The sequence below is a fragment of the Mycobacterium sp. Aquia_213 genome (assembly GCF_026625985.1).
Taxonomy (GTDB): Bacteria; Actinomycetota; Actinomycetes; order Mycobacteriales; family Mycobacteriaceae; genus Mycobacterium.
In genome coordinates, this window is sequence record NZ_CP113116.1 from 5,681,526 (window position 1) to 5,705,469 (window position 23,944).

At 65.5% G+C, this 23,944-nt stretch carries 24 protein-coding genes and 1 pseudogene; 8 read left to right on the forward strand and 17 right to left on the reverse strand.

The window, feature by feature from the left end; translation table 11 throughout:
- Nucleotide 1: 1 nt before the first annotated feature.
- The 8 genes and pseudogenes from LMQ14_RS26585 to LMQ14_RS26620 form a co-directional block, all read right to left on the reverse strand.
- Complete coding sequence (locus LMQ14_RS26585) at nucleotides 2-868, reverse strand: cyclopropane mycolic acid synthase family methyltransferase (protein ID WP_267732574.1); 867 nt, start codon at nucleotides 866-868, stop codon at nucleotides 2-4.
- Between the two features lie 161 nt (nucleotides 869-1,029).
- The gene (locus LMQ14_RS26590) at nucleotides 1,030-1,893 is read right to left on the reverse strand and encodes an SDR family oxidoreductase (RefSeq protein ID WP_267732575.1); all 864 of its coding nucleotides are present in this window, start codon (nucleotides 1,891-1,893) and stop codon (nucleotides 1,030-1,032) included.
- 54 nt (nucleotides 1,894-1,947) lie between these two features.
- Nucleotides 1,948-3,390, reverse strand: a complete 1,443-nt coding sequence (locus tag LMQ14_RS26595; protein WP_267732576.1) for an aldehyde dehydrogenase family protein — start codon at nucleotides 3,388-3,390, stop codon at nucleotides 1,948-1,950.
- Nucleotides 3,391-3,810: 420 nt separating this feature from the next.
- Nucleotides 3,811-3,915: pseudogene (locus LMQ14_RS28345) on the reverse strand (SAM-dependent methyltransferase); the annotation flags it as partial.
- A complete protein-coding gene (locus LMQ14_RS26605; RefSeq protein WP_267732578.1) occupies nucleotides 3,916-4,857 on the reverse strand; it encodes a class I SAM-dependent methyltransferase in 942 nt (313 codons plus the stop codon).
- 24 nt (nucleotides 4,858-4,881) lie between these two features.
- Nucleotides 4,882-5,832, reverse strand: coding sequence for a class I SAM-dependent methyltransferase (locus LMQ14_RS26610; RefSeq protein ID WP_267732579.1), 951 nt, complete (start codon nucleotides 5,830-5,832; stop codon nucleotides 4,882-4,884).
- Between the two features lie 65 nt (nucleotides 5,833-5,897).
- Nucleotides 5,898-6,533, reverse strand: a complete 636-nt coding sequence (locus LMQ14_RS26615; protein WP_267732580.1) for a TetR/AcrR family transcriptional regulator — start codon at nucleotides 6,531-6,533, stop codon at nucleotides 5,898-5,900.
- Between the two features lie 2 nt (nucleotides 6,534-6,535).
- Entirely contained in the window at nucleotides 6,536-7,516 is a 981-nt protein-coding gene (locus LMQ14_RS26620; RefSeq protein ID WP_267732581.1) for a pirin family protein, read from the reverse strand.
- Between the two features lie 76 nt (nucleotides 7,517-7,592).
- Between LMQ14_RS26620 and LMQ14_RS26625 the strand changes: the two genes are divergently transcribed.
- On the forward strand, nucleotides 7,593-9,026 hold the full coding sequence (locus tag LMQ14_RS26625) for a chloride channel protein (protein ID WP_267732582.1): 1,434 nt from the start codon (nucleotides 7,593-7,595) through the stop codon (nucleotides 9,024-9,026).
- A 3-nt stretch (nucleotides 9,027-9,029) separates the two neighbouring features.
- Here the strand turns inward: LMQ14_RS26625 and LMQ14_RS26630 are convergent, their stop codons facing one another.
- Both LMQ14_RS26630 and LMQ14_RS26635 read right to left on the reverse strand, forming a co-directional pair.
- Nucleotides 9,030-9,581, reverse strand: coding sequence for a Dps family protein (locus tag LMQ14_RS26630; protein ID WP_267732583.1), 552 nt, complete (start codon nucleotides 9,579-9,581; stop codon nucleotides 9,030-9,032).
- 44 nt (nucleotides 9,582-9,625) lie between these two features.
- Nucleotides 9,626-10,540 carry a DNA-3-methyladenine glycosylase family protein gene (locus tag LMQ14_RS26635; RefSeq protein WP_267732584.1) on the reverse strand — a complete coding sequence of 305 codons (915 nt, stop codon included), beginning with the start codon at nucleotides 10,538-10,540 and terminating at the stop codon, nucleotides 9,626-9,628.
- A gap of 58 nt (nucleotides 10,541-10,598) precedes the next feature.
- Here LMQ14_RS26635 and LMQ14_RS26640 point away from each other — a divergent pair, with 58 nt between their 5' ends.
- Nucleotides 10,599-10,988, forward strand: a complete 390-nt coding sequence (locus LMQ14_RS26640; RefSeq protein WP_267732585.1) for a nuclear transport factor 2 family protein — start codon at nucleotides 10,599-10,601, stop codon at nucleotides 10,986-10,988.
- Between the two features lies 1 nt (nucleotide 10,989).
- Here the strand turns inward: LMQ14_RS26640 and LMQ14_RS26645 are convergent, their stop codons facing one another.
- Genes LMQ14_RS26645 through LMQ14_RS26660 form a run of 4 tightly spaced genes read right to left on the reverse strand, consistent with a single transcriptional unit; the run spans nucleotide 10,990 to nucleotide 13,788 of the window.
- Nucleotides 10,990-11,370, reverse strand: coding sequence for a DUF427 domain-containing protein (locus tag LMQ14_RS26645; protein ID WP_267732586.1), 381 nt, complete (start codon nucleotides 11,368-11,370; stop codon nucleotides 10,990-10,992).
- 43 nt (nucleotides 11,371-11,413) lie between these two features.
- Entirely contained in the window at nucleotides 11,414-12,253 is an 840-nt protein-coding gene (locus tag LMQ14_RS26650) for a class I SAM-dependent methyltransferase (RefSeq protein WP_267732587.1), read from the reverse strand.
- 9 nt (nucleotides 12,254-12,262) lie between these two features.
- Nucleotides 12,263-13,285: an NAD-dependent epimerase/dehydratase family protein gene (locus LMQ14_RS26655; RefSeq protein WP_267732588.1), complete on the reverse strand. Its 1,023-nt coding sequence runs from the start codon at nucleotides 13,283-13,285 to the stop codon at nucleotides 12,263-12,265.
- A complete protein-coding gene (locus tag LMQ14_RS26660; protein WP_267732589.1) occupies nucleotides 13,282-13,788 on the reverse strand; it encodes a nuclear transport factor 2 family protein in 507 nt (168 codons plus the stop codon). Before LMQ14_RS26660 ends, LMQ14_RS26655 begins: the two co-directional genes overlap by 4 nt.
- A gap of 128 nt (nucleotides 13,789-13,916) precedes the next feature.
- Here LMQ14_RS26660 and msrA point away from each other — a divergent pair, with 128 nt between their 5' ends.
- Nucleotides 13,917-14,444, forward strand: a complete 528-nt coding sequence (gene msrA, locus LMQ14_RS26665; protein WP_267732590.1) for a peptide-methionine (S)-S-oxide reductase MsrA — start codon at nucleotides 13,917-13,919, stop codon at nucleotides 14,442-14,444.
- Nucleotides 14,445-14,451: 7 nt separating this feature from the next.
- On the opposite strand, the gene LMQ14_RS26670 is transcribed toward msrA, so the two are convergent.
- Nucleotides 14,452-15,777 carry a cytochrome P450 gene (locus LMQ14_RS26670; protein ID WP_267732591.1) on the reverse strand — a complete coding sequence of 442 codons (1,326 nt, stop codon included), beginning with the start codon at nucleotides 15,775-15,777 and terminating at the stop codon, nucleotides 14,452-14,454.
- A 129-nt stretch (nucleotides 15,778-15,906) separates the two neighbouring features.
- On the opposite strand from LMQ14_RS26670, the gene LMQ14_RS26675 reads away from it, so the two are divergent.
- Both LMQ14_RS26675 and LMQ14_RS26680 read left to right on the forward strand, forming a co-directional pair.
- Nucleotides 15,907-16,512, forward strand: a complete 606-nt coding sequence (locus LMQ14_RS26675) for a TetR/AcrR family transcriptional regulator (RefSeq protein WP_267732592.1) — start codon at nucleotides 15,907-15,909, stop codon at nucleotides 16,510-16,512.
- Nucleotides 16,513-16,557: 45 nt separating this feature from the next.
- The gene (locus tag LMQ14_RS26680) at nucleotides 16,558-16,770 is read left to right on the forward strand and encodes a TOBE domain-containing protein (protein ID WP_267732593.1); all 213 of its coding nucleotides are present in this window, start codon (nucleotides 16,558-16,560) and stop codon (nucleotides 16,768-16,770) included.
- Between the two features lies 1 nt (nucleotide 16,771).
- On the opposite strand, the gene LMQ14_RS26685 is transcribed toward LMQ14_RS26680, so the two are convergent.
- Both LMQ14_RS26685 and LMQ14_RS26690 read right to left on the reverse strand, forming a co-directional pair.
- On the reverse strand, nucleotides 16,772-17,656 hold the full coding sequence (locus LMQ14_RS26685) for an alpha/beta fold hydrolase (protein WP_267732594.1): 885 nt from the start codon (nucleotides 17,654-17,656) through the stop codon (nucleotides 16,772-16,774).
- 24 nt (nucleotides 17,657-17,680) lie between these two features.
- Nucleotides 17,681-18,916, reverse strand: a complete 1,236-nt coding sequence (locus LMQ14_RS26690; protein WP_267732595.1) for a sulfotransferase family protein — start codon at nucleotides 18,914-18,916, stop codon at nucleotides 17,681-17,683.
- 28 nt (nucleotides 18,917-18,944) lie between these two features.
- Here LMQ14_RS26690 and LMQ14_RS26695 point away from each other — a divergent pair, with 28 nt between their 5' ends.
- From LMQ14_RS26695 to LMQ14_RS26705, 3 genes are all read left to right on the forward strand, one after another.
- Nucleotides 18,945-19,520, forward strand: coding sequence for a TetR/AcrR family transcriptional regulator (locus LMQ14_RS26695; RefSeq protein ID WP_267732596.1), 576 nt, complete (start codon nucleotides 18,945-18,947; stop codon nucleotides 19,518-19,520).
- On the forward strand, nucleotides 19,517-20,620 hold the full coding sequence (locus LMQ14_RS26700; protein WP_267732597.1) for a DUF1214 domain-containing protein: 1,104 nt from the start codon (nucleotides 19,517-19,519) through the stop codon (nucleotides 20,618-20,620). Before LMQ14_RS26695 ends, LMQ14_RS26700 begins: the two co-directional genes overlap by 4 nt.
- A gap of 159 nt (nucleotides 20,621-20,779) precedes the next feature.
- A complete protein-coding gene (locus LMQ14_RS26705; RefSeq protein WP_267732598.1) occupies nucleotides 20,780-23,944 on the forward strand; it encodes an ATP-binding protein in 3,165 nt (1,054 codons plus the stop codon).

Here is a 23,944-nt window from a genome sequence, read left to right on the forward strand (position 1 = left end):
ACTACTTGTGCAAAGTGAATTGGTTGAGGTCGATGTAGCCCTTGCGGAAGAGATCGGCGCAGCCGGTGAGGTACTTCATGTACCGCTCGTATACCTCTTCGGACTGAATCGCGATGGCCTCGCTTTTGTGTGCCTCGAGGCCCGCCGCCCATACGTCGAGGGTCTTGGCGTAATGCCGCTGCAGCGACTGGCGACGCTTCAGTTTGAAGCCGGCCTTCGCCGAGAACTGCTTCACCATATGGATGGTCGGCAGGGCGCCACCGGGGAAGATTTCGGTCTGCATGAAGTCGCCGAATTCGACGATCTTCAACGTCAGCGGCAGGCCGGACTCGATGATCTCCTTTTCCGAGAGTTTCGTGATCGTGTGCAGCAGGAACGTGCCACCGGCCGGCAACAGCTCATATGCCCTCTCGAAGAAAGCGGCGTAGCGGTCGTAGCCGACGTGCTCGAGCGGGCCGATCGCCACGATTCGGTCCACCGGCTCGTAAAAGCGCTCCCAGCCCTCGAGCAGCACCCGCTTGGAACGCGGGCTATCCAGCTCGTCGAGCGTCTTTTGAGCGTGGATGGCTTGGTTCTTGGACAGCGTCAAGCCGACGACGTTGACGTCGTATTTCTCGATGGCTCGCAGCATCGCGGCGCCCCAGCCACAGCCGAGGTCCAGCAGTGTCATGCCCGGCTTCAGGTCCAGCTTGCCGAGCGAGAGGTCGATCTTGGCGATCTGCGCCTGTTCCAGTGTCATGTCCTCGCCGCCAAGCCAGTAGGCACAGGTGTACATCTGGGTGCGGTCGAGGAACAGGCGGAAGAAGTCGTCGGAGAGATCGTAGTGCGCCTGCACATCCTCGAAGTGCGGCGTCAGCTCCTCAGCCATGACTGTGTTGCCTTTCCCTGGACCCCGTCGGGCGATATGTGCCAGGTAGGCCGGTCAGGTGGTCCAGTCGCTATGCGGCTCGGGCTCCACTGTAAGGCGAATTCGGTTGGAGCGCCTCGCCGAAGCCCAGTGGGCTACTGGCGTTGTTAGTCGCGGCGCCCTCAGCCCAGTTTGAAGTTGGCCTGCTTGGCCGCGGACAGGTCGGTGATCTCGTCCCAGTGCTCGGCGACGTCGTCGACCGTCGGCGGCTTGTCGAAGGTGATGCCGTCGTTCTGGAACAGCGCGACGCGTTGCACTTTGCCGCCACCGACGACGAAAACCGAAGCGCTGTTGGGGTTTTCCTCGGTGCACAGGTAGGACACCACCGGCGCGACGTACTCCGGGGTGAGCTTCTCGAGCACTTCCTTGGGAAGGATGTCCTCGGTCATCCGGGTGGCCGCGATCGGGGCGACGGCGTTGGCGTGGATGTTGTACTTCGCGCCCTCCAGCGCCAGGCTGTTGATCAGGCCGACCAGGCCGAGCTTGGCGGCCCCGTAGTTGGTCTGGCCGAAGTTGCCGAACAGGCCACTGGTGGAGGTGGCGACGACCACCCGACCGTAGCTCTGCTCACGGAAGTGCGGCCACGCCGCGCGAATGACGTTGTATCCGCCGTACAGGTGCACCTTGAGCACGGAGTCCCAGTTCTCGAACGTCATCTTGTGGAAGGTGCCGTCGCGCAGGATGCCGGCGTTGCTCACTACACCGTGGATCGCGCCGAACTCGTCGAGCGCGGTCTTGACGATGTTCTCGGCGCCCTCGGGCTCGGCGACGCTGTCATAGCTGGCGGCCGCCCGGCCACCGGCGTCCTTGATCTCCTTGACCACCTCGTCGGCCATGTTGTGGCCGGCGCCGGTGCCGTCGCGGGCTCCACCGAGGTCATTGACGATGACGCTGGCGCCCTCTTTGGCGAGGGTAAGCGCATATTCGCGCCCCAGTCCTCCGCCGGCTCCGGTGACGACGATGACGCGATCCTGCACTCCGGGCATCAGTTTCCTCTCTGCAATTAACCAACGGTCGTGGGCGATCCCCGAGCTAGTGTGTCAAAACAGCTTGCGGGCCATCTTCAGGGCCCGGTCCGTATACGGCGGGTAGATAAAGCTGGACAGGTCGGGACGGGTCGGTTTGGTCATCACCGACTTGCGATGGCTGAACTCCTCGAAGCCCCACTTGCCGTGGTAGGCACCCATTCCCGAAGCGCCGACGCCGCCGAACGGCAGCTTGGCCGTCGACACCTGGAAGGCGAGATGGTTGACCACCATGCCGCCGGCCGGAACTTCCTGGATCACCTTCTCGCGCACCTCGCGCGACTTGGTGAACAGGTACGCGGACAGCGGCTTGGGCCGCGAGTTGACGAAACGTATTGCGTCGTCCAGGGATTGGACGGTGATCACCGGCAGCAGCGGCCCGAAGATCTCGTTTGCCATCAGCGGGCCGTCCACGTCGGGGTCGACAACGACGGTCGGCTCGATGCGCAGGGTCGACGGGTCACTGCCGCCACCGACCGTGACCTTGCCGCCCGCACTCTTGAGGTAACCGCTGAGCCGGTCGAACTGACGCTGATTGGCCATCCGCATTCCGCTCGGCCCCTGGGATCGGTACTTGGTAATGGCCGCGCCGATTTTGCTCACGAGTTCGTCGCGGATCTTCGCGTCGGCCAGCACGTAGTCGGGCGCGACGCACGTCTGTCCGCCGTTGAGCAGTTTGATCCAGGCGATCCGCTTGGCCGCGACGTCCACGTCGGCGTCGGCCGCGACGATCACCGGGCTCTTACCCCCGAGTTCGAGCGTGCACGGGGTCAGGTGCGGCGCCGCGCCTTCATAGACCTTGCGGCCGATCTCGGTGCCACCGGTGAACACCACGCGGTCCAAGCCCTGCGCAATCAGCTCCTGGCTCACCGCGCCGTCGCCTTCGATGACCGCGATCGCGTCGTTGTCGAGATAGCGCGGCACCAGCTCGGCCATCAGGTGCGACGAAGCGGCCGCGATTTCCGAGGGCTTGAGCACCACGGTGTTTCCGGCGGCGATCGCGCCGACCGCCGGGCCCAAGGTCAGGTAGAACGGGTAGTTCCAGGCGCCGATGACCAGCACGGTGCCGTAGGGCTCGTACTGGATCCAGCCCCGCCCGGGCAGCTGCGCCGCCTCGAGGAGCGCGTACTTGCGTCGCGTCCACTTGCGCACCTTCTTGGCGGCGTACTTCGCTTCGCCGATGGTGCCGGCGGTGTCGCCGATGAACGCCTCGAACGGGTGGCGGTCCAGGTCCTCGGCCAGCGCGGCGTTGATCGCGGCGTCGTTCTCTTCCACCATTCGCGCCAGCTGCAGCAGCTGGCGCTTGCGCCACTCCACGTCGCGGGTGCGCCCGGTGGCGAAAGTCTGGCGCAGCCGGGCCACCGTCGCCGGGATATCTGCGGGTCGAGCCGACTCCGACGCCGACGAAGCCCCGTTGGTGGACTCGGATGTCTTGGCTGCAACCGATTCGGTAGTCATCGCTGTCTTCCCCTTTCGCACCTTCCCGAAGGTGCCCACGACTGTGTGCGCGGACACAACGGGCGATAACCGCGATCCTAACCATCCGGTTGGGTGGGAAGTAAAGGAAGCTCGGGCAGGCGCCGCCGATCGACGGGGTGACAACCAGTCGTATCACCCTCTACTCGACGAACCGCCTGGTCAAGCTTTGGTTGCCGTCACAAAGCTGTTCGCGAACGGCCGGTCTTCGTTTTGCGGCTCGCGACCCAGGCGGGTCGCCTCCTCGCGGGCATTGACCGTTCGGACGGTCCAGCCGTGGGTGGCGAACCAGTCACCGCAGTCGGGCCGGCCCTCGTCTTCGAACCAGAGGTCGAACGGGTTGAAGGAGGTGTCTTGGCCGCGCGCCTCGCGCTTGGCCTTCAGCTCGGCCCACCGTTGTTCGGCTTCCCGGCGCTTGTCGGCGTCGACGCCGAAATTCTCGACCATCACCGCGGTCGCCCCGACGCTGGTGGCGATGTCCCAGGAGTCGTCCGCGGTGCGTGGCATCTACAAACGCTCCGCGATCACGAAGTCGGAGAACGCGTCCCTGTCGTCGTCCAGCTCGACGCTGGCAATCCTGCGGCCGACGCGATCCATCTCGTCGAGCGAGTTTTGCGCCGTGGCGCGCCAGCCGTTGTGGTTCAACCACTCCGCGACGTCCGCCCGATTGTCGTCGCGATACATCAGCTCGCCGACGTCGACACTTTGCTCGATGCCGATCTCGTCGGCCACCTTCTTGAACCGTTCCCGCATCTGCTCACGCCGCTCGTCGGAGTGCGTGGGGGCGGTTTCGGCCGAGACGCGGCTGCCTGCCGGGCTCAGCTCGCCGATCTGGGTGAACAACTTGTCCTGTGCCTCGGCCGGCAGGTACATCAGCAATCCCTCGGCCAGCCAGGCGGTGCGCTGAGTCGGGTCGAAGCCGGCGGCACGCAGCGCGGCGGGCCAGTCCTCACGCAGGTCGATGGCCACCTCGCGACGGTCGGCGGACGGGGTGGCGCCGCTTTCGGCCAGCGTGGTGGATTTGTACTCCAGCACCTGGGGCTGGTCGATTTCGTAGACGGTGGTGCCGGCCGGCCAGTCCAGCCGATAGGCCCGCGAGTCCAGTCCCGACGCGAGGATCACGATCTGGCGGACCCCGGCGGCGACCGCGTCGGCGAAGTACGCGTCGAAGAAATGCGTCCGCACCGCCTGGTAGCCACGCATGTGGTGGATGCGGGCGGCGGATTCTTCGTCGATGGCTTCGATCTTGGCCACGACGTCCGGGTCGAGCATGGCTTCCCAGATGATCTCGGCCCCGGCGTTGTCCACCAGCAGCCTGGCGTAGGGGTCGCGGATCAGCGCGTCGGGCTGGTCGGTTTCAATGGCGCGGGCGGCGGCCACCATGACCGCGGTGCTGCCGACACTCGTCTTGATGTCCCAGGTGTCGTCGTGCGTGCGCAGTGAGCTCATGTGTGCTGTCCGTCTGTTGTTGGGTCAGTGCGATGGTCCGGCGAAACGCGCGCGCAGCAGGGTGCTGCGGACGGCATCGTCGGCCAGGTCTTCGGGGACCGCGCGGCCCAGGCGGGCCATCTCCTCGCGGTTGTTCACGACTTTCACCTGCCAGCCGTGGTCGGTCAGCCACTCGGCGGCATCGGACCGGTCGGGCTCGTGGAAGGTCAGCGCCTGGACGTTGACGTCCAGGCCGAGCCGATCCCGCATCCGCTGCCAGCGGTTGGTGTTGCTGCTCGCGTTGACGCCGAACACCTCGATGGCGACCTGGCTGCCGGGCACGCTGAGCGACGTGAACATCTCGAAAAGCCGGTCCTGGGCATCGCTGGGCAGATACGGCAACAGCCCCTCGGCCAGCCACGCCGTCGGCTGGGTGCGGTCGAATCCGGCCGCGGTCAGCGCCGCCGGCCAATCGTCGCGCAGATCCACCGCGACCGTGCGCCGGCTGGCGGTGGGCGGGTGCGATTCCAGAATCTTGGCTTTGTACTCCAGCACCTGGGGCTGGTCGATCTCGTAGACCGCGGTCTCGGCCGGCCAATCCAGTCGGTAGGCCCGCGAGTCCAAGCCGGCGGCCAGGATCACCACCTGCCGGATTCCGTCGCCGGTGGCACCTGCGAAGTACTCGTCGAAGAAGTGCGTGCGGACGGCCTGATAGTCGATGCCGAGGCGATGCCCGCGCTGTCCCGGCTCGTCGCCGTCCAGCCAAGCCAGCTCGGGGTCGGTCAGCCGCGCCCACGCCGGTCCGGCGGCCGACACCAGTTTCCCGGCGAAATCGTCGCGAATCAGCGGGTTGGATCCGGCCGTCTCCGCGGCGCGCGCGGCCGCGACGCCCAAGGCGGTGGCGCCGACGAGTTCGGTGATGGCCCACGAATCCCCCGCGGTTCGTAGCGAGGGTGGTAACGGGGGCTGCAACGAGGAGTCGTCGAGATCAGTCATTTCGGGCTCATGTTACCCGAATAAGTTAGTTAGCCTATACGCTTTGTGCGCGATCTCACTCGGCCTCAGCGCGACCCTTTGAACAGCGCGCCCTCGAGTAGCCGGCCCAGCATGCCGGTGACGGCCTGCATCTCCTGGTAGCTCTGCACATAGCCGGCATAGAACCCGGCGCCGCACATCACCACCAGAAGAGTCTCGATCAGCGCCTTGGCATCAACTGCTGCAGCGAACTCCCCCCGCTCGATCGCCTCGTTGACGACACGGGTCAAGAATTCCCGACAAATCAGCACTGCGTCGTTTTCAGATCCGCTTAATTCGGGGTGGCGCTGGGATTCCAAAATCGAGCTGATCAGAAACGCCGACGCCGACGGATGCTCGGAATTCACCGCCACCGCCGCCGAGATGAACCCGGTCAGCCTCGCCATCAAGGTCGTCTCGCGGTCCGCCTGGGCGATGCCGGCACCGAATAGGAGTTCGGAGGTTTGGCTCAGCACTTCCCGATAGAGCACTCGCTTGCTGGAAAAGTAGTGGTTGATGGCCGGCCGGGTGAGGTCGGCGCGCACCGCGATGGCCTGGAAAGTGGCTCCCTCGTAGCCGCGTTCGCTGAACACCATGCGGCCGGCGCGCAAGATTCTCTTGCGCGTCTCATCAGCCTTCGCGGCGGGCGGACGGCCCGGCCGGCGCCTCGCCGTTGACGGCACCGTTAGAGTGTGCCACCCACGTGATGCGGCATTAAAGCATTTGGCGGAATGTTGCCGAACTTTCCCGCTTGGTAGTCCTCGAGTGCTTGCATCAATTCCGCTCGCGAGTTCATCACAAAAGGCCCGTAGTGAAAAACCGGCTCGCGAATCGGTTGTCCGCCCAGGAGAAGTACATCAATTCCTGGGGCCGATGACGATTGATTTGAGTCAGCAGCCACGGTGATCCGATCGCCGGGCCCGAGCACAACCAATTGGCCCTGGTGAATCGGATGACCGACCGGCCCGACAGACCCACTGCCGGACAACACATAAACCAGCGCGTTGAAATCGCGCCGCCACGGAATGTTGAGCCTCGCCCCATTTTGAATTGTGGCGTGCGCCAGCGTGATTGGCGTATGTGTGACGCCGGGGCCACCGTGACCGTCGATCTCACCGGCGATGATGCGGACCAATGCCCCGCCGTCGTCGGAGGCGAGCAGCCTGGCGTCGTTGCCCTCGATGGCCTGGTACCTCGGCGTTGCGAACTTGTCTTTCTTCGGCAGATTCACCCAGAGCTGGATGCCGTGGAAGAGACCGCCGCTTTCGACCAATTCGGCCGGTGGGGTCTCGATATGCAGGATGCCCGAGCCGGCCGTCATCCATTGCGTTGCACCGTCGGTGATCAGGCCCCCACCGCCGTGGGAATCCTGATGCGCGAACTTGCCGTCGAGCAGGTAGGTGACGGTTTCGAAGCCACGGTGCGGGTGCCAATCCGTACCCCGGGGCTCGCCCGGCTGGTAGTCCACCTCGCCCATCTGGTCCATGTGCACAAACGGATCCAGGGCGGCGGCGCTGACGCCGGCGAATGCCCGGACCACCGGGAACCCCTCACCCTCGTAGCCGCGCGGCCCGGTGGTGATCGACCGGACCGGGCGTTCGGTCTCCTGCGGGGTGGCCGCGCCGATCCGGGGCAATGTCAATGTGTCTGCGGTAATGGCAGGCATATCAACCTCCTTCATTGAGAACTACTCATATAACCGGACCAGAGTCCGTTTATTCCTGCTGTCATAGGATGGCTCGGTGGAGCCGACCGAGGATGAGCCCCAGCCCGCGATCGCTCCGCCCGCCGCCGCCGGGGGGCGATTCGGGGCATCGATCAGAAACGCCGGCTACCTACGCAAGTGGTTTTTACTGGGCATCACGATCGGGGTGATCTCGGGCCTGGGCGCGGTGGTCTTCTATCTGACGCTGAAGTACACCGGCGACTTCCTGCTCGGCTACCTGGCGGACTACCGCATCCCGACGCCGGTGGGCGAGGGCGGCAGCCACGGGTCGGCCGGCTTCACGCGCCCGTGGGCGATTCCGTTGGTGACGACGGGCGGGGCGTTGCTGTCGGCATTCCTGGTGGCCAAGCTCGCGCCCGAAGCCACCGGGCACGGCACCGACGAAGCCATCGAGGCGGTGCACACCGATCCCCGCGCGATCCGCTTCCGGGCCGTGCTGGTGAAGATGGTCGCCAGCGCATTGACGATCGGCTCGGGCGGTTCGGGTGGCCGCGAGGGCCCGACGGCGCAGATCTCGGCCGGCTTCTGCTCACTGCTGACGCGACGCCTCGGCCTGTCCGACGAGGACGGCCGGATCGCGGTCGCGCTGGGCATCGGCGCGGGGATCGGCGCGATCTTCGCCGCGCCGCTGGGCGGGGCCGTGCTGGCGGCATCGATCACCTATCGCGACGATTTCGACTATCGCTGCCTGCTGCCCGGGTTCATCACGTCGGGAACGGCGTACGCGGTGCTCGGCGCGTTCTTGGGCTTCGACCCGCTGTTCGGCTACATCGACGCCGAGTACCGCTTCGAGAAGGCCTGGCCGCTGCTGTGGTTCGTGGTGATCGGTCTGGTCGCGGCGGCCGTCGGCTACCTGTACGCCCGGACCTTTCACGCCGCGGTCCGGCTCACCCGGCGGCTGCCGGGCGGGCCGGTGCTGAAGCCCGCGATGGGCGGGCTGGTGGTCGGGCTGGTGGGTCTGCTGATCCCCGAAATCCTCAGCAGCGGCTACGGCTGGGCCCAGCTGGCGGCCGATCGCGGATCGCTGATGCAGATACCGCTGTGGATCGTCCTGCTGCTACCGCTGGCCAAGATCATCGCGACATCGCTGTCGATCGGGACCGGGGGCTCCGGCGGGTTGTTCGGGCCCGGCATCGTGATCGGCGGCTTCCTCGGGGCCGCCATCTGGCGACTGGGCGAGCTGTCCGGATTGCCCGGCATACCCGACGGGCCGGGCGTCTTCGTCGTGGTCGGCATGATGGCGTGTTTTGGCAGCGTCGCCCGCGCCCCGCTGGCCATCATGATCATGGTCGCGGAGATGACCGGCTCGTTCTCGGTGGTGCCCGGCGCGATCATCGCGGTGGGGATCGCGTCGTTGCTGATGTCGCGCACCAACGTCACGATCTACGAAGCACAACGGCTCAATCGGGAGACCGCCGAAGCCGAACGCGCGGGTCGCGCCGCCCCCTAGTAGCTACTTGGACTTGCCGCGCGCGGTTTTTGCGGCACCCTTTTCGGTCGTCGAGCCTCCATGGCTCAACTTGCCGCCCGTGCTCTCGAGATGCGCGCGCACAAACCATTGGAACTTCTCCAGCGGCCCGGCCTGACCGATCAACAGGTCCTGCGTCACCGGGTCGAGTTCGTCTGTCTCGTCGATGGCCGCGCGCAGGTCTTCGATCACGCCGTTGTAGACCAAGTCCAGCGCGGCGAGGTGCGCCGGCACGGTGTCGCGGCCGACGGAGTAGTCATCCCAGGATCGGTCCCTGATGATCGCACCGGGTGTGCCCTCGGGCGAAGCGCCAAGCGCCGCAATACGTTCGGCGATGTCGTCGGCGAACGCGCGCACCACCTCGACCTGAGGGTCGATCATCTCGTGCACGCCAATGAAGCTGGGCCCCACCACATTCCAGTGAATGTGCTTGAGCGTCAGGTGTAGATCGTTGTAAGTGCTCAATTGCTTTTGCAGCAGCTCGGCCAGCCGCGCACCCTGCTTATCGGTCAATCCGGGAATGGTGAATTGAGTCATGTCGCGTCGGGTACCCGAAGGCCCGGGTCGAAAACACGGGCTGGTCAGAGCGGGTGGATTTGCTGAACTGGCAGTCGCGCGCCCCGGCGCGGCTCGTACGCCAGTCCGCTGGCATAGAGCACGCAGACCACCCGGTGGCGGTGCGGTCGCATCGGTGCCAACAGTTCGAGCATCGTCTCGTCATCGACCGGGTGGCCCACCAGCGTCCAGCCGATCATCTTCGGGATGTGGTAGTCGCCGATTGAAATGGCGTCGGCATCGCCGAATGCCCGTTGCGCGGTCTCGGCGGCCGTCCACTCCCCAACTCCCGGCAGCGACGTCAGCGCCTCACGCACCTGCGCGGCCGGGCGTGACGCCAGCCGTTCCAGCGCGGCGGCCCGGCGCGCACACGTCACCACGGTCTGGGCCCGGCGCGGATCGACATTGGCGCGATGGAATTCCCACGACGGGATGTTTCGCCAGGCCTCGGCCGACGGCAGCACGCGCATGCCGGCGGGCGCCGGCCCGGGCGCCGGGGTGCCGTACTTGGACACCAGCACCCGCCACGACGAGAACGCGTCGGCGCCCGACACCCGCTGCTCGATGACGGCCGGGATCAGGGCTTCGAGCACCAGTCCGGTGCGGCCCAGCCGCAGATGCGGGACGCGCGCATGCGCCGCGACCACCGTCGGGTGTGTCGGGACGAATGCCGAGGCGTCGTCGTCGGCGCCCAGCAATGCGGGCAGTCGCTCCAGCAACTCCTCGGCGCCGCTGCCCCAGGCCTCGCAGTGCGCCGCATCGGCGGCCGCGCGGCTGATGCGAGCCGTGACGGGCCCGCTGGGCAGCAGGCTGGTTCGCCAGATGGTGCCGTCACCCGGGGTGCGAAAGCAGGGGTCGCGGGGTCCGCGGCGTAGCGGCGCCAGGGTGTGCCCGAAGCTGACTGCCCCGGGGAACGTCACCGTGCGCGTGCTCGTCACCAACGACTCCGGATTCCCACTTTGATTGACCGCCCACTACCTGCCAAGACACTATTGCGATGTGATGACGCCGTTCGACGCTCCCAATGCCGAGCTGGCCTGGATGTTCCTCCAGAGTCTGAGCGAAGGCGGCGACGTCGACGAGGGTTTCGAATTGCTCAGCGACGACTTCAGCTATTGGAGCCTGTTCACCCGCGAGTCCTACGACAAAGAAGCCCTGCGCCGCGCGACCGACCGCCGCAAACAGTCCGTCGAGCTCACCATCGATTTGCTGCGCTGCATCAACGAGGGCGACACGGTGGTCGTGGAGGCACACGCCACCGGCACCAACTCCAATGGTGAGCAGTACGACACCCCGTTCGTGTGCATCTTCGAGACCAGCGAGGGGCTGATCGTCTCGATGCGCGAGTACAGCGACACCAAGGCCTACAGCAAATTGCTGGGCGGGTGACCTAGTCGGCGGTGACGCTGATGTCGGCCTTGTCGGGGTAAAACGCGACGTGCCCGGCGATCTCGGCGACCGCGGGGTATGGCTGCTCGTAGGTCCAGATCACATCCTCGACGGTGTCACCGGCCGAGGTGGTCACGGCGTAGTAGCTGGCGTCGCCCTTGAACGGGCAGTAGCTGACGGTTTCGGTGCGGGTCAACCGGTCCTGCGCCACGTCTGCCAGCGGAATGTATTGCACCCCAGGGATAGTGGCTTCCCGCAATTCGAGTGCCGCAGTGGTGTCGGCGACCAGCTCGCCGTTGACGCGAACCTGGACACGTCCCTTCGTCGGGGCGATGGTGATCGGGTGCCCGGCGTTGGGCTCCAAGATTTCCTTGTGGGCCATGGTTGTTCCTCCTCAGACGTAGGAATGCAACACCGTCGGGCGCTCAAGACTTCCCGGTATCGACCGGCCCGAATGCGTAGCGATGGTATTGCGACATTGTCCGCAACGCCGGCACCGCCGCCATCACCCTGCCTACCCAGCGCGCAAACGGTGAAACCAGGTCGAACGTATCGCTGTCGAAGACCGATTCCCACACCAGCACGCGCACCCCGGGAACGGCGTCGACGATGTCGCTCGGCCAGTCGATGCCCCAGTGCAGCTTCGAGCCGGAGCGCCGGACCACGGCATTGACCACCTGCGTGCGAATGCCGAACGTGTTGAACGCGTCGAACTGCAGCTCGCCCGATCCGAACCGATCGACGACGCGACGCAGCAGCCCCAGCCCGTCGTCTTCGGTCAGGTACATGGTCAGGCCCTCGCCGAGGAACAGCACCGGACGATCGGTGAGTATCTCGTCCAGCCACGACGGATCTGTTACCGAGGCCGACAACATCCGGTAGTTGGCCCGCAGCGGGTAGACCCGTTCGCGCAGGCCGATCACGTCGGGGTAGTCGACGTCGTACCAGCGCACGGCCGGACCCGGATCCAGGCGGTACACCCGGGCGTCCAGGCCGCAGCCCACGTGCAGCACGACGGCTTCGTCGTGCACGGCCAGAAACTGGCGAGCCCAGTTATCGAAGTGGGCGCTGCGAATGGCGACCGACGGAGCGCGCCGCGCATCGATAGTCGTTGCCGCCCAATCGTATTCGATGCGGGACACGGCGGATTTGGCGTAGTGGTCGCTCAGGATCGAGTTGGGAGCGTCGGCGTCCAGCGCTTTGGCGTATAGCGTCGCCAGCATCGTCTGCGGCGGTCCGCTCAGATCGACGCGTATCCGGTCCATGGACCGAGCCTATTCGGGTTGTGCGGCCGTTCGGGGAGTGCGCATCGCAGCCCAGAACCGGGCGGCCTCGCGGATCGATTCCTCGATCGGGCGCGGCTCCCAGCCCAGCTCCCGCTTCGCCTTGCTGCAGTCCACCGGTGCTTCGGCGCGCATCATCCGCACCGACGCGAGACTGAGTTGAGCGTCCGTGCCGGTGAGCTTGGCTTTCAAGGTGCCCGCCGCGGCCATGGCGTAAAGCGTCGGCACCGAGATCGCGCGTTGCGGTGGCGGGACGCCCGCCTCGTCGGCCGCGATCCGGATCGAATCGTTGAGCGCCATCATCTTTTCGGAGATGAGGTACCGCTCACCGATGCGGCCGTGCTCGGCCGCCAGCATCATGGCCCGCGCGGCATCGTCGACGCCGACGACTTCCAGCGCAATGCCGTTCATCAGGAAGGGCAGCTTGCCGAATACCGCGCCGGCGATGAAGGCGCCGTGCGGAGTCCCACCCCAATCCCCGTCGCCGTATGTCGTGGACACGCACATCGCGACGGCGGGCAACCCGGCGTCGGCGACGTAGCGCATCACCAGGTTTTCGGCCTGCACCCGCGATAGCACGTAGGGAGTCAGCCCAGCCGACGCGATCACGTCGTCTTCGGTCGCCACGTGACCGTGTCGTCGGCCCACCGTCGCGTAGGTGCTGGTGAAGATGAACTTGCGCAAGGGTTGGTCGACGGCGACGTCGAGAACGTTGCGCACCCCCTCGACGTTGGTGCGAAACAGTGGCGCCGTATCACGCAGCCAGGCGCGGGTGTCGACGACGCAGTAGTACACGTCGTCGACACCGTCCATCGCCTCGCGCACCGTGGCGGTGTCGAAGACGTCGCCATAAAAACGAGTGCAGCGGGTGAGTTGGAGGTCATCGATGGAGCGGGTATTAGCGCCTTCGCGCACCATCACCCGCACCTGCGCGCCGTCGGAGACGAGCTGGCGGGTGACATGCGAGCCCAGAAAACCGTTGGCGCCGATGACAAGTTTGGGCTTGTCGCTCACTGAGCGCCGCCGTACTGCTCCAGGAAACGCGCGCCGTCCTCGTCGAGGGTGCCAAGTTCCTGCGCCTTGAGGCACCACTTCATCGTGGCTTGTATGAAGCGCAGCGGGTTGTAGATGTCTTCTTGCTGACGCCACAGGCCGTCGCCGGCGTAGGTGATGATGGAGATATTCGTCTGGCCGATGACGGTGCCGTCACCGGGATCGCGCATCGGGTTGTCGAGTTCCATGATGATGCGCCCGGTGGGCTCGTCGATCACCGACCACAACGACGGAAACGCGACCATGTGGCTGCCCGGAAAGCTGCCCATCGTCCGACTGATCCACTCGCGAACCTCGTCGCGGCCGTGCATGGTGCCCGCCGCGTGTTCGATGTACAAGACGTCGGGTGTGTAGTGCTGGACCCAGGCGTCCCAGTCGTGCGACTGCGCCGCCGCATCGACGGTCGCCTCGAATTTCGCGAACGCGTCGGCGAGTTCGCTACGGGAGAATTGCGGGCTGTTCACGCCAAAACTAGAACACGTTCTACCGCGGTTTGTCGAGGCCTTCGCCTCGCCGGTGTACCCCCGCGGCGAACATCAGGATAATCGGAGGGAGTTGCGACCATTCGGTCCGAGCGAAACGAGGCGATGACATGACCAACACGCAAAAGGCGATCCTTGCGGGCGGCTGCTTCTGGGGCGTGCAGGACCTGATCCGCAAGCAGCCGGGCGTGATCTCGAGCCGGGTCGGTTACAGCGGCGGCGACGTTCCCAACGCGACGTACCGCAACCACGGCACCCACGCCGAGGCGGTCGAGATCGTCTACGACCCTACGGTGACCGACTACCGCACACTGCTCGAGTTCTTCTTCCAGATCCACGACCCGACCACCAAGGACCGGCAGGGTAACGACCGCGGCAAGAGCTACCGGTCGGCGATCTTCTACGTCGACGACGAGCAGAAGCAGATCGCGCTGGACACCATCGCCGACGTCGAGGCCTCGGGGCTATGGCCCGGGAAGGTCGTGACCGAGGTCAATCCCGCCGGGGACTTCTGGGAGGCCGAGCCCGAACACCAGGACTACCTGGAGCGCTTCCCGAGCGGATACACCTGCCACTTCATCCGCCCCGGCTGGAAGCTGCCTGTCCGAGAAGGTAAGCGCGCGTCGGCCAGCCAGTAGCGTCGGCTCAGCGCCGGCGCACCACGACCTGGCCGCCGTCCTTCGGGATGAATGCGACCCCACGGCAGTGCCAGCGTTCGTCGGGGGCATCCGTGGTCTCAATGGTGAAGTGGCGCAACATTGTTCGAAGCACCACATCCATCTCCATGTTGGCGAATGCCGCCCCCACACACCGCCGAGTTCCCCCGCCGAACGGAATCCAGGACAGCGCCGACGGTTTCGTTCCGATGAAGCGCTGCGGGTCGAAGCGCTCGGGTTCGGCGAATACGTCCGGATTGTCGTGTATCTGCGCGATGCCGACGATGATCGAATAGCCGCGCGGAATCGCCCACTCGCCCAGCTGGTAAGTCTCCGGGTAGACGTGGCGACCGGCGAAATCGATTACCGTCCTGGATCGTTGGACCTCCAGGATCGTCGCCTGACGCAGCTCGCCGCCGCCGGCATCGGCCTCCTCGACGAGCTGAGCCAGTAGCTCGGGGTGCCGGCTGAGCCGCTCGAATGCCCACGCCAGTGTGGACGCGGTGGTTTCGTGCCCCGCGGCCAACAGGGCGAGGAGCTCATCGCCAATGTCCTTGTGCGACATGGTCGAACCGTCGTCATAGGTGCTGCGCAGCAGCAGCGCGAGCACGTCGGCCCGGTCGGCGAAGTTCGGGTCCGCCCGCTCGGCCGCGATCAGCTTCTCGATGACGTTGTCGTACTGGCGCCGCCACTCGTCCAGCCGGTACCACGGGCTGAACCGGCCATAGTTCCGCTTGGGTTTCGGCAGCGCCGCCAGGCGTGAGCCCAGGGTGACCCACGGCGGGATGAGCCGGCGCAGCTCGTCGAGCTCGGCGCCGTCGGCCCCAAAGACCGCCCGCAGGATGGCATTCAGCGTGATCCGCATCATCGGCGACAACGTCGCGATCGACTCGCCCACCGGCCAGTCGGCGGTCTCGCGCAGCGTCTCTTCCTCGATGATGCTCTCGTAGTTCTTCATGCTCTTGCCGTGAAACGGCGGCGCCAGCAGCCGGCGGCGGCGGCGGTGGTCGTCGCCCTCGAGCCCGAATACCGAGCCGGTGCCGAACAGCCTGCTCAGGTTGGGCTGGATGTTGCCGAGTTCGTCTGGGCTGGTCGTGAAGATCTGCTTGGCCAGCTGTGGGTCGCTGACCATCACGACGCGCCCCCACATCGGCAGCTTGAGCGCGAAGACGCTGCCGTAGCGGCGCGTCAGCCGTTGCATCATCGAGCGTCGTGACATCGCAAAGCCGAAGCCCTGCAATAGCTTTGGAACTCGGACCATCGGGGGCAACTGGATTGCGGAGGCCGGCGCTGCGGCGGTGACTACTTCGCTCATGACGTCGTTGCTCCCAACATCTGCCCCCGGTCCGGGGTTGGTACCGCGGTGTACCACAGACCTTTCCGTGTACGGTACTCTGTGGTACCGAAGCTGACAAGGGTGTATCCACCGAAAGGACGGCCGACCATGCCATCCGCGCCGACGGTGATAGACGTGGTTGTGCAAGATCCTTTTCGGCTCCGGCTGCTCGACGGCCTCGCCACCTCGATCGGCGAGCGTGGCTATCGCGCCAGCACCGTCGCCGACGTCGTGCGGCACGCGCGCACGTCCAAGCGCACCTTCTACGACCAATTCGCCAGCAAGGAAGAGTGCTTCCTCGAGCTATTGGCCGCCGACATCGAAAAGCTGGGCGAGAGCATCGCCGCAGCCGTCGATCCCGAGACCGACTGGCACCAGCAGATCCGCCAGGCCGTCGAGGCCTACGTCGCCTATATCGAAGCGCGGCCGGCCATTACGTTGAGCTGGATCCGTGAACTCCCCTCGCTGGGACCCGTCGGTCGCCCGGTCCAGCGCCGCGGCATCCAGCTTTTGTCCGACCTGCTGATCGACCTCAGCGCCGGCCCCGGGTTCCAGCGCGCCGACCTGCCGCCACTGACCGCACCGCTATCGGTGATCCTGCTGGGCGGGCTGCGCGAATTGACCGCGCTCGCCGTCGAAGACGGTCGTCCCGTCCGCGAGATCGTCGAACCGGCCGTCGATGCGAGCATGGCACTGCTCGGGCCTCGCCACTAGCAGCGGTTTAGGCTCGTCGCACCCCCTCGACACTTAAGGACTGCGATGCGGCTATCCACTCGAAACCAGCTCAAAGGGACCATCACCGAGGTTGACCTCGGCACCGTGATGGCGGTCGTGAAGATCAAGCTCGACGGTGGCGATCAAATCGTCACGTCCTCGGTCACCAAGGACGCGGCACTCGACCTGGGACTGGCGGCCGGTCAGCCCGCGACGGTGTTCATCAAGTCGACCGAAGTAACGATCGGCGTCGAGTAACTCAAAGTTTCAGGAACGCCCGCAGCCGATCCAGCACCAAGTCCGGTCGCTGCGCGACGATCCAGTGGCCGACGCCGTCGACCAGTTCGACCTCGAAATCGCTGATGTGGTCGGCATATCCGTCCAATAGCCGCGGCGTGATCACCGGGTCGTCGGTACCGCTGAGCCAGCGGACCGGTACCTCGACGCGATGATCGTTGTACTCGCCGCGCAGCCAGCGGCGCATCTCCGTGGTCTGGAAGCTGCGATACCAGCGCGAACCGGCCTCCGCGTGTCCGGGCTGGTTCATGCACTCGCTGTACAACCGGATGCTTTCCTCAGGCAGCGAGAACCCGCCGCCGACCCACGAACCCAGCATGCGGAAGAATCGCGAGTTGGGGTCGCTGATCACCCGAGGCCCGATGACAGGCAACAACATTGGCACCTGATACCAGAACCGCCAAAGGTCGCGTGCCGCCGCCAGATCGAATTTCGCCCAGGGTGCCACGGTGTTCAGTCCGAAAAAGCCGGACACCTTTTCCGGGTGGCGCAGCATCATGATGAACGCGGCGGGTCCGCCCCAGTCGTGGGCGACCAGCTTCACCTTGTCGATGCCCAACTTGTCCAGCACACCGGCGAGATCCTCGGCCAGCTCGGCCTTCAGATACCGCGAGGGAGGCGCCGAACTCCAGCCCGCACCGCGCAGATCCGGACACAACACCCGGTAGCCATCGGCGGCCAGCGGGCCGATCAGCTCGTGCCACTCCCACCAGTTCTCCGGGAATCCGTGTACCAGCATGACGGCCGGACCGTCGGCCGGACCGGCGTCGGCAACGTGGATCGTCACACCATCGCCGAGTTCTACGTACCGGTGTTCGACACCATCTAACGCGGGCATAGTGACCATGCTTGAAAAGCTAGCGCACTGAGCCTATTTCAGGAACCGCTCGACGTAGGGCTCGAACCGTTCGCGCAGGGCGCTCTCCTCGAGTCCGAACATCTCGAACGACGTCTCGACGTTTCCCAATCGGCCGCGCTGGTGGCCCGCCAGGTAGTCGGCGATGGGCTTGCGCGCCTCGTCGGTGAACGGTTCGCCGGCCAGGGCGTAGAGCCGCTCGGCAACGCCGAGTTCGTCGGCCATGAAGTCGGTGAACCGGATGTCGATCGAGCGGTCCGGGCCGATCGCGTCCCGATCCCGGACCAGCGCGGTGAGCATCTCGTCGAGGCGATCGATCCAGGAGTTCGCGATCCGTTCCACCGGCACGGGTGAGCGGTGCATGCGCGCGGAGTAGGTGATCATCGCGACCATCGACAGCGCCACCGGCACCGGATCACGGTGAGTGAACACCACGATGCTGTCGGGGAAGACCCGATCGAGCACCCGTACCTGCTCGAGATGCTGGGGCGACTTGAGCAGCCAGCGGCGGCCACCGCGCAGGAACTGCATGGCCTTGAGTTGCGTGGCGAGGTATTGGTAGTGCGGCGTCTGGTCGTGGGCCCGGTAGTAATCGCGCCAGCGGGGCACCTCGGCCAGCGTCTCGAACAGCATCGTGGAGATGTCGTTGGCCAGCAGCTGGATCTCTTCGTGCACGTGGTCGGTGGGCATCTCATGCATCAGCGGGAAATGCGGCATCACCATGTTGACCACCCCGACCGCGACGTCCATCCGCGCCCGGCGCGGATCCGGTTCGGCGCCAGCCTCATTCGGCAACGGGAACGGCTCGTTGCTTTCCCAGTACGGCATGGTGCGGAAGGTCGGCGGCGCGGCCAGCAGGTTGTGCAGGTGCGTGGTGCCGGTGCGGGGCAGCCCGGCGATCACCACCGGCGAGCGCAGGTCGATGTCGTCGATCTCGGGATGGCGCCTGCGCAGGTCGGTCAGCAGCAACCGGTTCTTGAGTAGCTGCAGCAGTTGGCCGTAGAAGTTCACGACTCCGGCGTCGTGCAGCCCGTCGATCTCGCGCAGCGCGGCGAGGTAGACGTCGAGCCGTTCCCGGTAGTCGTCGGGCCCAAAGTCCTGCAGGCCGGTGTCGGCGCTGGCCTGCGTGTGCAGCGCGTCGGCATCCAACGGGCACTGCGGGGCCATCATGGCCATCATGTCGAGGATCTGCTGGCCCTCGGCGCTGAATCGGGGCTGGTCAAGGTCGTCAAGGCGAACGGCGTCGGTCACGGCGACTTATGTTACTCTGAGTTTCGTAATGGTAGTGGATTTTGGCCGACCCCGTGACCCGCGTATCGACGGTGCAGTGCTGCGCGCCACCGTCGAGCTGCTCGCCGAGACGGGCTACCCGGGGCTATTGGTCTCGGCCATCGCCGAGCGCGCCGGCACCAGCAAGCCCGCGATCTACCGCCGCTGGCCCAGCAAGGCGCACCTGGTGCACGAGGCGGTGTTCCCGATCGGGGCCGCGACCGAGATTCCCGACTCCGGCTCACTGCCCGAGGATCTGCGCGAAATGGTCCGGCGCTCAATGGTTTTCCTGACGACCCCGGCCGCGCGCGCGGCATTGCCCGGGCTGGTCGGCGAGATGGCGGCCGATCCCACGCTGCATTCCGCGCTGCTGGAGCGCTTCGCCGGCATCATCGGCGGCGGTCTCGCCGAGTGCCTGGAGCGGGCCGCGGCCAGGGGCGAAATCTCGCCCGGTGTCACCGCCACCGAACTCACCGAGGCCATTGCCGGCATCACGCTGATCGGCCTGCTCACCCGCCCGGACGACCTCGATGACGCCTGGGTAGACCGCACCACGACGTTGCTCCTGAAAGGAATCAGCGCATGACGCACGAATCGACCACCGCGTGGAAAGAGCTGTTGGCCACCATCGGCGACCTCGACCGCTCCTTCCTGGAGGGCGACCGGGCGGTGACCGACGACCGCCACATCGCCGACGGCTACCGCATGCTGGCCGCCACGCTGGGCGTCGCCTTTGACACCTACCTGTTCCCCGAGCCGGGTCGGCCGCAGTTCGTCGCGGTCAATACCCCGTTCCGACGCGATCGCCGGTGGGGCGGCGACAACACCGACGCGTACTACTTCATCTGCCCGGTCGATCCGCAACGGCGCTACCGCATCAGCGGCAATAAGGGTGACAGCGTGTACTTCTCGGTGACCGCCTACAACGAACCCTCACCAGGCGCCTGGTCGGACCGCATCGTCGCGATCGTCCGCGACACCGATCTCGATATCGACGCCGACGGCAACTTCACCTTCGATTTCCCCGCGACGCCCGACGCGGCCGTGCTGATGACCCGCGACTACCAAGCCCACCCGCTCACCGGTCGCCCGGTGACGTGGCAGATCGAGGCGCTCGACGAGCCGGACCCGATCCGGCACGGCGACGCGGAGACCGCGGCCAGCCTGCGCGCGACGGCCGCCTGGATGCGCATGATGTTCGCGATCGTGCCGCTGGCAGTCGGGACGCGCGTCGACGAGGAGCACGGACTTGGACACGAAACTGTCCATGCTGCAAACCAATTCGCTGACCCGTATCAGGTGCCCGACGCCAACTTCGGCTGGTCGGCCCGCGACGCCTGTTACGCCTACGGCAGTTTCGTGCTCGACGACGACGAGGCTCTGGTCATCACGCACCGGCCGCCGTCCTGCCGGTTCTGGAACCTGGTGGTGTGGAACCAATTCATGGCTACCTACGGCGACGAGGGTGCCCGTTCGTCGCTCAATAACCACAGCGCCGTCCTCAACAGCGACGGCTCGGTGACGATCGTGTTGTCCCGCGATATCACCGCTCACCCGAACTCGCTGACGACACTGGGCTATCCGCTCGGCAACCTGGCGTTCCGGTGGTTCCTGTCCGACGAAGTGCCGGCACGCCCCGAGGTACAACTCGTCAAGGCCATCGACGCCCCGACGGCAGTGTCTTGAATCTCGCGAGAGCAAAATTGGTTCCTCCCGAAACCGCCTACTCCCGACACGTGGAGTTTGTGCATTCTTCGTGAATCGTTTGACCCTGCCAACGGCTCCTCGCGGAGGCCCTAATCGCCTATTCTGTGAGAACCGGGGTCGGGATTGGCGGAGGGTCGGGTGACGGCCGTAGCAGTGTGCCGGACGTGTGGAACCGAGCCTTTGGAGAACGCCCGGTTTTGTCACAGCTGTGGCTCACCAGTCGAAGACGGCAGTAGCCGGGCTGAGTACAAACAGGTCACCGTCTTATTCGCCGACGTGGTGCACTCGATGGACATCGCCGCACTGGTGGGTGCCGAGCGGCTACACGAGGTCATGGCCGAACTCGCGGACAGGTGTGCCGGGGTGGTAAAGCGTTTCGGGGGCACGGTCGGCAGTTTCACCGGCGACGGGATCATGGCGGTGTTCGGCGCGCCCGTGGCCTTGGAGGACCATGCTGTTCGTGCCTGTCTGGCCGCGCTGGCAATCCAGGAGGAGACGCGACCGCTTGCCGTCGAAGTTCAAGGCCGGGACGGTGTCGATCTCAAGCTACGAATCGGGTTGAACTCTGGTGAGGTGATCGCCGGTGAGATCGGTTCAGGCTCTTTCGGTTACACCGCCGTCGGTGAGCAGGTCGGGATGGCTCAGCGGATGGAGTCGGTCGCGCCCCCGGGCGGCGTGATGCTCAGCGGGTCGACCGCCAGTCTCGTTGAGTACGATTTTGCCTTGGGCACAAAGGAATACGTCCGCATTAAGGGTTCCGCGGACCCGGTGCCGGCGCGTCGGCTGTTGTCCGCGTCGACTGAACGCCGCGTGGGGCGTCGGCATTCTCGGCTCGTGGGCCGCGGGTCGGAGACGACAGCGATCTCGGCGATCCTGGACAAGGCACGCAACGGTGTCGGATCTGTGGTCACCGTGTCGGGGCCGCCGGGCATTGGTAAGACGCGGTTGGTCCGCGAATCCGTTTCGGTCGCGACAAGCCTTGGTTTTGAGGTGTTTTCCACCTACTGCGAATCGCATACCCGGGAAATCTCATTCCATGTGATCTCACGACTGTTGCGTGCAGTATTCGGAATCGGCGGTCTCCCACCAGAAGCCGCCCGGATGCGGGTGCGCGCAGCCGCGCCCCATGCCGATGCCGAGGACCTGCTGTTGCTCGATGAGCTGTTGGGCATCCGAGATACCGATATGGCGCTGCCCGACATCAGCCCGGACGCTAGGCGGCGGCGGCTCATCGAGCTCATCAAAACAGTTTCGGTGGGTCGGCCTAACCCTGCCGTATACGTCATCGAAGATGCACATTGGATAGATGGCGTCAGCGAATCGATGCTCACCGATTTCGCGGCCGCTGTCCTCCAAATGCGGGCAGCGCTGGTGATCACGTATCGCCCCGAGTATCGGGGGACCCTATCAGAATTCAGCGAAGCCGAGGCCATCGTCCTTGCACCACTGAGTGATTCGTACATCAGCGAATTACTAGGGGAGCTGCTGGGGGTGGATTCGTCGGTTGGCAGTTTGTCCATGGTGGTCGCCGACCGTGCGGCCGGCATACCGTTCTGCGCCGAAGAGATCGTCCGCGATCTGGCTGAACGGGGCGAGATAGAGGGCGAGCCGGGTGCCTATGTATGTCTGCGAGAAGTAGGCGACGTGCATGTACCCCCCACTTTGCAGGCCGCCATCGGTGACCGTATCGACCGGCTCACTCCCTCGGCAAAGCGGACGTTGAACGCCGCTGCGGTTATCGGTGCTCGATTTCGCGCCGAGCTATTGGATCGATTGCTCGAGCGAACGAACCTGACGCCCCTCATCGAGGCCGAGCTCGTCGATAAGGTCACTTACGGAGACGATGCCGAATACGCCTTCCGCCATCCGCTCACCCAGAAGGTCGCGTACGAGTCGCAGCTCAAGGCCGCGCGCTCGGACTTGCACCGGCGTGTTGCGGCGATGATGCAGCAGACGAACGCCGCAGCCACCGGTGAGGGCGCGGCCATGATCGCGACTCAATACGAGTCCGCGGGTGAGCTGTCCGAGGCATATGAATGGTTCATGCGTGCCGCGACCGGATACGGGCCGCGCGACATCCGGGCGGCACGTGCAAGCTGGGAACAGGCCGCACGTGTTGCAGACCAAATGCCCGGCGACCATCCCAACTGTTTGACGATGCGGATCTCTCCACGGGCTCTGTTGTGCGGCAGTGCCTTTCAAGTGGGCGGTGTTCCAGAGACCACTGGCTTCGAGGAGTTGCGCGACATCACGGCCGCAGCCGGCGACAAGAAATCACTGGCGGTGGGCATGGCAGGGCACCTCAACACGTTGACGTTCAATTCACGCCACCGGGAAGCCGTGCATACGGCGTCCGAGTTCGCCGGCCTGATCGAGTCGATAGGAGAGCCAGAGATGGTCGTAGGCCTTCTCTACGGGGCGGCCCAGGCGAATTGGGAAGCCGGCGAGGCGGTCGAAAGCCAGCGTTTGACCCAGCGCGTTATCGACCTCGCAGATGGAGACCCCGCCATGGGGAACCTCGTCATCGGATCTCCGCTTGCCTGGGCCATAAGTTTGCGGGGTGTATCGGCGATGTCCTTGGGCCACCCGGGGTGGCGAGCCGACATCGAACGAGGCATTGGGATGGCGCGGTCGTTTGACGCGACAACCCGAATTCTGGCGCAGGTGTACAAATTCGCGGGCGCCACGGGGAACGACGCCATATTGCCCGACGCGGAGGACATCTCGTTGACATCGGAGTCGTTGGAGGTCGCGCTGCAGGCGGGGGACAACACCGCCGTCACCTTCGCATACATGAATCGAGCGATGGCATTGCTGCACGGTCCCGAGGGTGACCAGGCGGCCGGCATCGAGGCATTGACCGCAGCGCGCGAGATGATCGTTCGCGAGAAACTTACGTTGACGTTGCGGAGGCTGACCGATATCGAGTTCGCTCGGGCAAAACTCAGGTCCGGCGAGCTAGACGGCGCCATCGCTTTGGCGCGCCAGGTTCTTGACGAGCAGTTCGCCACCGACGAGATGGTCTTTCGTGGTCCTGCCACCGCGGTGCTGGGCGAGGCATTACTCCATCGCGGCGCAGAATCCGACGTCGATGAAGCCCAGAAAACGCTGGACAGGCTGGCTGCCGTGCCGACCGAGCCGGGCTTCGTCCTGCACGAACTGCCGTTGCTGCGCTTGCGGGCCCTCCTTGCCGGGAACAGCGGAGACAAGCCGGCCTACCAGCAATTCTTGGCACGCTTCCGGGAGAAGGCGCTCGCAACGGACTTCGAGGGATACCAGGCACAGGCCGACGCAATGGCCTGA

What these genes read in the sequence shown, in the direction of transcription:
- LMQ14_RS26585 (WP_267732574.1), bottom strand. Translation starts at nt 868, where the DNA reads ATGGCTGAGGAGCTGACGCCGCACTTCGAGGATGTGCAGGCGCACTAC.
- LMQ14_RS26590 (WP_267732575.1), bottom strand. Translation starts at nt 1,893, where the DNA reads ATGCCCGGAGTGCAGGATCGCGTCATCGTCGTCACCGGAGCCGGCGGA.
- LMQ14_RS26595 (WP_267732576.1), bottom strand. Translation starts at nt 3,390, where the DNA reads ATGACTACCGAATCGGTTGCAGCCAAGACATCCGAGTCCACCAACGGG.
- LMQ14_RS26605 (WP_267732578.1), bottom strand. Translation starts at nt 4,857, where the DNA reads ATGAGCTCACTGCGCACGCACGACGACACCTGGGACATCAAGACGAGT.
- LMQ14_RS26610 (WP_267732579.1), bottom strand. Translation starts at nt 5,832, where the DNA reads ATGACTGATCTCGACGACTCCTCGTTGCAGCCCCCGTTACCACCCTCG.
- LMQ14_RS26620 (WP_267732581.1), bottom strand. Translation starts at nt 7,516, where the DNA reads ATGCCTGCCATTACCGCAGACACATTGACATTGCCCCGGATCGGCGCG.
- LMQ14_RS26630 (WP_267732583.1), bottom strand. Translation starts at nt 9,581, where the DNA reads ATGACTCAATTCACCATTCCCGGATTGACCGATAAGCAGGGTGCGCGG.
- LMQ14_RS26645 (WP_267732586.1), bottom strand. Translation starts at nt 11,370, where the DNA reads ATGGCCCACAAGGAAATCTTGGAGCCCAACGCCGGGCACCCGATCACC.
- LMQ14_RS26650 (WP_267732587.1), bottom strand. Translation starts at nt 12,253, where the DNA reads ATGGACCGGATACGCGTCGATCTGAGCGGACCGCCGCAGACGATGCTG.
- msrA (WP_267732590.1), top strand. Translation starts at nt 13,917, where the DNA reads ATGACCAACACGCAAAAGGCGATCCTTGCGGGCGGCTGCTTCTGGGGC.
- LMQ14_RS26670 (WP_267732591.1), bottom strand. Translation starts at nt 15,777, where the DNA reads ATGAGCGAAGTAGTCACCGCCGCAGCGCCGGCCTCCGCAATCCAGTTG.
- LMQ14_RS26675 (WP_267732592.1), top strand. Translation starts at nt 15,907, where the DNA reads ATGCCATCCGCGCCGACGGTGATAGACGTGGTTGTGCAAGATCCTTTT.
- LMQ14_RS26680 (WP_267732593.1), top strand. Translation starts at nt 16,558, where the DNA reads ATGCGGCTATCCACTCGAAACCAGCTCAAAGGGACCATCACCGAGGTT.
- LMQ14_RS26685 (WP_267732594.1), bottom strand. Translation starts at nt 17,656, where the DNA reads ATGGTCACTATGCCCGCGTTAGATGGTGTCGAACACCGGTACGTAGAA.
- LMQ14_RS26695 (WP_267732596.1), top strand. Translation starts at nt 18,945, where the DNA reads ATGGTAGTGGATTTTGGCCGACCCCGTGACCCGCGTATCGACGGTGCA.
- LMQ14_RS26700 (WP_267732597.1), top strand. Translation starts at nt 19,517, where the DNA reads ATGACGCACGAATCGACCACCGCGTGGAAAGAGCTGTTGGCCACCATC.